The following is a 5,207-nucleotide window of genomic DNA, read 5'->3' on the forward strand; positions in this document are numbered from 1 at the left end:
ATGGTGGGGGTGAATGATATCTGTGTGTTGTTTCAGATACCGCACAGTGGACGCGTAGCTTCTTTGTGGTAAGTCCTCGGCCTATTAGTACCAGTCACCTCCATCCGTTACCGGACTTCCAGTTCTGGCCTATCAACCCGGTGGTCTGCCGGGGGCCTTACCCCCTCGAGGGGGTGAGAAACCTCATCTTGGAACAGGCTTCCCGCTTAGATGCTTTCAGCGGTTATCCCTTCCGAACGTAGCTAACCAGCAGTGCTCCTGGCGGAACAACTGGCACACCAGAGGTTCGTCCGTCCCGGTCCTCTCGTACTAGGGACAGCCTTCCTCAAGTTTCTAACGCGCGCGGCGGATAGAGACCGAACTGTCTCACGACGTTCTAAACCCAGCTCGCGTGCCGCTTTAATGGGCGAACAGCCCAACCCTTGGGACCTACTCCAGCCCCAGGATGCGACGAGCCGACATCGAGGTGCCAAACCATCCCGTCGATATGGACTCTTGGGGAAGATCAGCCTGTTATCCCCGGGGTACCTTTTATCCGTTGAGCGACACCGCTTCCACTTGCCGGTGCCGGATCACTAGTCCCGACTTTCGTCCCTGCTCGACCTGTCAGTCTCACAGTCAAGCTCCCTTGTGCACTTGCACTCGACACCTGATTGCCAACCAGGCTGAGGGAACCTTTGGGCGCCTCCGTTACATTTTGGGAGGCAACCGCCCCAGTTAAACTACCCACCAGGCACTGTCCCTGAACCAGATCATGGTCCGAGGTTAGATGTCCAATACGATCAGAGTGGTATTTCAACAACGACTCCACGAACACTGGCGTGCCCGCTTCACAGTCTCCCACCTATCCTACACAAACCGAACCGAACACCAATACCAAGCTATAGTGAAGGTCCCGGGGTCTTTTCGTCCTGCCGCGCGTAACGAGCATCTTTACTCGTAATGCAATTTCGCCGAGTCTGTGGTTGAGACAGCAGAGAAGTCGTTACGCCATTCGTGCAGGTCGGAACTTACCCGACAAGGAATTTCGCTACCTTAGGATGGTTATAGTTACCACCGCCGTTTACTGGGGCTTAAATTCTCAGCTTCGCCATTACTGGCTAACCGGTCCTCTTAACCTTCCAGCACCGGGCAGGCGTCAGTCCGTATACATCGTCTTACGACTTCGCACGGACCTGTGTTTTTAGTAAACAGTCGCTTCTCTCTGGTCTCTGCGGCCCCACCCAGCTCAGGAAGCAAGTTCCGTCACCAGACGAGGCCCCCCTTCTCCCGAAGTTACGGGGGCATTTTGCCGAGTTCCTTAACCACAGTTATCTCGATCGCCTTAGTATTCTCTACCTGACCACCTGTGTCGGTTTGGGGTACGGGCCGTGTGAAAGCTCGCTAGAGGCTTTTCTCGGCAGCATAGGATCACTGAATTCGCCTCAATCGGCTACGCATCACGTCTCAGGCTTGTATGCGACCCGGATTTGCCTAGGTCACGCCCTACACGCTTACACCAGTATTACCACTGACTGGCTCAGCTACCTTCCTGCGTCACCCCATCGCTTGGCTACTACCAGATCGGTTCACGCGCATCCACACACCGGAGAACCCGAAGGTTCGAAAGTGGCTTCAGGGCGCTTAGCATCACTGATTCACCAGGGGCGCGTTCACACGGGTACGGGAATATCAACCCGTTGTCCATCGACTACGCCTGTCGGCCTCGCCTTAGGTCCCGACTCACCCTGGGCGGATTAACCTGGCCCAGGAACCCTTGGTCATTCGGCGGACGAGTTTCTCACTCGTCTTTCGCTACTCATGCCTGCATTCTCACTCGTGCAGCCTCCACACCTGGATCACTCCGGCGCTTCCATGGCTGCACGACGCTCCCCTACCCATCCACACCACTGCCGGACAGTCCGTAAACCATCCGAGGTGTTATGTGAATGCCGCGGCTTCGGCGGTGTACTTGAGCCCCGCTACATTGTCGGCGCAGGATCACTTGACCAGTGAGCTATTACGCACTCTTTCAAGGGTGGCTGCTTCTAAGCCAACCTCCTGGTTGTCTTCGCGACCCCACATCCTTTTCCACTTAGTACACGCTTAGGGGCCTTAGCCGGCGATCTGGGCTGTTTCCCTCTCGACTACGAAGCTTATCCCCCGCAGTCTCACTGCCGCGCTCTCACACTCTGGCATTCGGAGTTTGGCTGACGTCAGTAACCTTGTGGGGCCCATCGGCCATCCAGTAGCTCTACCTCCAGAGTGAAACACGCGACGCTGCACCTAAATGCATTTCGGGGAGAACCAGCTATCACGGAGTTTGATTGGCCTTTCACCCCTACCCACAGCTCATCCCCTCAGTTTTCAACCTAAGTGGGTTCGGGCCTCCACGACGTCTTACCGTCGCTTCACCCTGGCCATGGGTAGATCACTCCGCTTCGGGTCTAGAACATGCCACTAAAGTCGCCCTATTCGGACTCGCTTTCGCTACGGCTACCCCACACGGGTTAACCTCGCGACATGCCGCTAACTCGCAGGCTCATTCTTCAAAAGGCACGCCATCACCCACCCACCGAAATGGCGCAGGCTCTGACGGATTGTAAGCGCACGGTTTCAGGTACTATTTCACTCCCCTCCCGGGGTACTTTTCATCTTTCCCTCACGGTACTAGTCCGCTATCGGTCACCAGGGAGTATTCAGGCTTATCGGGTGGTCCCGACAGATTCACAGCAGATTTCACGGGCCCGCTGCTACTCGGGTGTCCGTCACGACAGTCACCATGTTTTCGTCTACGGGACTCTCACCCTCTACGACAGGCCGTTCCAGACCACTTCGACTAACACGATGATTTCTTACTGTCGGCCAATCCGGCAGAATTGACAAGACGGATCCCACAACCCCACGAATGCAACGCCCGCCGGCTATCACACACCCATGGTTTAGCCTCTTCCGCTTTCGCTCGCCACTACTCACGGAATCACATGTTGTTTTCTCTTCCTGTGGGTACTGAGATGTTTCACTTCCCCACGTTCCCTCCACACGCCCTATATATTCAGGCGCGGGTAACCACACATCACTGTGGCTGGGTTTCCCCATTCGGACATCCTCGGATCTCAGCTCGGTTGACAGCTCCCCGAGGCTTATCGCAGCCTCCTACGTCCTTCATCGGCTCCTGGTGCCAAGACATCCACCGTACGCTCTTAAACACTTACAACAAAGATGCTCGCGTCCACTGTGCAGTTCTCAAACAACACACAACACCCAGACCATGTGGCACCAGCCGGCACCCGAAAGCACCGCGGTATGACCACGCCCAGACATTGTCGTCACTTTCCTTCGAGAAGATCACTTGCGTGTTCTCTCAGGACCCAACAGTATGCCGATATATCGTCCGCCGGCGATCATGTGACCAACCGATACGCGGACGAGGTAGTCAGTGTTCCACCCATGAGCAACCGCAGTCCCACGATTGGGGACTAAACGGCCTCTGCCAGCAAGAAGACAACCTCTGTTGCCCCTCGACTGGAGAATGCTCCTTAGAAAGGAGGTGATCCAGCCGCACCTTCCGGTACGGCTACCTTGTTACGACTTCGTCCCAATCGCCGATCCCACCTTCGACGGCTCCCTCCACAAGGGTTAGGCCACCGGCTTCGGGTGTTACCGACTTTCATGACGTGACGGGCGGTGTGTACAAGGCCCGGGAACGTATTCACCGCAGCGTTGCTGATCTGCGATTACTAGCGACTCCGACTTCACGGGGTCGAGTTGCAGACCCCGATCCGAACTGAGACCGGCTTTAAGGGATTCGCTCCACCTCACGGTATCGCAGCCCTCTGTACCGGCCATTGTAGCATGTGTGAAGCCCTGGACATAAGGGGCATGATGACTTGACGTCGTCCCCACCTTCCTCCGAGTTGACCCCGGCAGTCTCCTGCGAGTCCCCGCCATTACGCGCTGGCAACACAGGACAAGGGTTGCGCTCGTTGCGGGACTTAACCCAACATCTCACGACACGAGCTGACGACAGCCATGCACCACCTGTATACCGACCACAAGGGGGGCCGTATCTCTACGGCTTTCCGGTATATGTCAAACCCAGGTAAGGTTCTTCGCGTTGCATCGAATTAATCCACATGCTCCGCCGCTTGTGCGGGCCCCCGTCAATTCCTTTGAGTTTTAGCCTTGCGGCCGTACTCCCCAGGCGGGGCGCTTAATGCGTTAGCTACGGCACGGATCCCGTGGAAGGAAACCCACACCTAGCGCCCACCGTTTACGGCGTGGACTACCAGGGTATCTAATCCTGTTCGCTACCCACGCTTTCGCTCCTCAGCGTCAGTTACTGCCCAGAGACCCGCCTTCGCCACCGGTGTTCCTCCTGATATCTGCGCATTTCACCGCTACACCAGGAATTCCAGTCTCCCCTGCAGTACTCAAGTCTGCCCGTATCGCCCGCAAGCTTGGGGTTGAGCCCCAAGTTTTCACGGACGACGCGACAAACCGCCTACGAGCTCTTTACGCCCAGTAATTCCGGACAACGCTCGCACCCTACGTATTACCGCGGCTGCTGGCACGTAGTTGGCCGGTGCTTCTTCTGCAGGTACCGTCACTCTCGCTTCGTCCCTGCTGAAAGAGGTTTACAACCCGAAGGCCGTCATCCCTCACGCGGCGTCGCTGCATCAGGCTTTCGCCCATTGTGCAATATTCCCCACTGCTGCCTCCCGTAGGAGTCTGGGCCGTGTCTCAGTCCCAGTGTGGCCGGTCGCCCTCTCAGGCCGGCTACCCGTCGTCGCCTTGGTAGGCCATTACCCCACCAACAAGCTGATAGGCCGCGGGCCCATCCTGCACCAGTAAACCTTTCCAACCCCCGCCATGCGACAGGAGCTCATATCCGGTATTAGACCCAGTTTCCCAGGCTTATCCCAGAGTGCAGGGCAGATCACCCACGTGTTACTCACCCGTTCGCCACTCGTGTACCCCCGAAGGGGCCTTACCGTTCGACTTGCATGTGTTAAGCACGCCGCCAGCGTTCGTCCTGAGCCAGGATCAAACTCTCCGTTGAAGACTCAAGATTGGCCGGCGAACCGGCAATCAGTCATAGACATCGAGTCAAATCACTAGCAAAATAAACTCAAACTAGCTGTTTGCACTGACCATCCCAGACGGAAGAATGAGACGATCAGCAAATACCCACCACAAAAAATGTGATGGAGTACCAAAATTGGCAC

At 56.5% G+C, this 5,207-nt stretch carries 2 rRNA genes; both read right to left on the reverse strand.

Features of this window, described 5'->3' with window-relative positions:
• Positions 1-64: 64 nt before the first annotated feature.
• Positions 65-3,196, reverse strand: a 23S ribosomal RNA gene (locus ABEU20_RS24790).
• A gap of 326 nt (positions 3,197-3,522) precedes the next feature.
• Positions 3,523-5,041 (reverse strand): 16S ribosomal RNA (locus tag ABEU20_RS24795).
• Together the 16S and 23S rRNA genes form the textbook arrangement of a ribosomal RNA operon.
• Positions 5,042-5,207 lie beyond the last annotated feature (166 nt).

This window comes from Rhodococcus parequi, assembly GCF_046042785.1.
GTDB classification, from domain to species: Bacteria; Actinomycetota; Actinomycetes; order Mycobacteriales; family Mycobacteriaceae; genus Prescottella; species Prescottella parequi.